Origin of the sequence: Pseudomonas huaxiensis (assembly GCF_003231275.1) — a bacterium.
GTDB lineage: Bacteria > Pseudomonadota > Gammaproteobacteria > Pseudomonadales > Pseudomonadaceae > Aquipseudomonas > Aquipseudomonas huaxiensis.
In genome coordinates this window covers 1-938 of sequence record NZ_QKVL01000140.1, presented here as the reverse complement: position 1 = coordinate 938, position 938 = coordinate 1, and the positions used below count along the sequence as shown (strand labels likewise).

The 938-nt window shown below is 57.1% G+C and carries 1 protein-coding gene; it reads right to left on the bottom strand.

The window, feature by feature from the left end; genetic code table 11:
- A partial coding sequence (tuf, locus tag DM374_RS32580; protein WP_110973532.1) for an elongation factor Tu occupies window positions 1–938 on the bottom strand: 938 nt, incomplete at both ends.

Genomic DNA, 938 nt, shown 5'->3' with positions numbered 1-938 from the left:
GCTACGACGCCGGCGCCGACGGTACGACCGCCTTCACGGATAGCGAAGCGCAGACCATCTTCCATCGCGATGGTTTTGATCAGGGTAACAGTCATCTGAATGTTATCGCCTGGCATTACCATTTCTACGCCTTCTGGCAGCTCGCAGTTACCGGTCACGTCAGTAGTACGGAAGTAGAACTGTGGACGGTAGCCTTTGAAGAACGGAGTATGACGGCCGCCTTCTTCCTTGCTCAGAACGTAAACTTCTGCGGTGAACTTGGTGTGCGGCTTGACCGAACCTGGCTTGACCAGAACCTGACCACGCTCAACGTCGTCACGCTTGGTGCCACGCAGCAGAACGCCGCAGTTCTCGCCAGCACGACCTTCGTCCAGCAGCTTGCGGAACATCTCAACACCAGTACAGGTAGTGGTGGTGGTGTCACGCAGACCAACGATTTCCAGCGGATCCTGAACGCGGACGATGCCACGCTCGATACGACCGGTAACAACGGTACCACGACCCGAGATCGAGAATACGTCTTCGATTGGCATCAGGAACGGCTTGTCGATAGCACGCTCAGGCTCTGGGATGTAGCTGTCCAGAGTCTCAACCAGCTTCTTGACAGCAGTGGTGCCCATTTCGTTGTCGTCTTTGCCTTCCAGCGCCATACGAGCCGAACCGATGATGATCGGAGTGTCGTCGCCTGGGAAGTCATAGGTGGACAGCAGGTCGCGAACTTCCATCTCGACCAGCTCCAGCAGCTCAGCGTCGTCTACCAGATCAGCCTTGTTCAGAAAGACCACGATGTACGGAACGCCAACCTGACGGGACAGCAGGATGTGCTCACGGGTTTGCGGCATCGGACCATCGGCGGCCGAGCAAACCAGGATCGCGCCGTCCATCTGGGCAGCACCGGTGATCATGTTCTTCACATAGTCAGCGTGACCTGGGCAGTC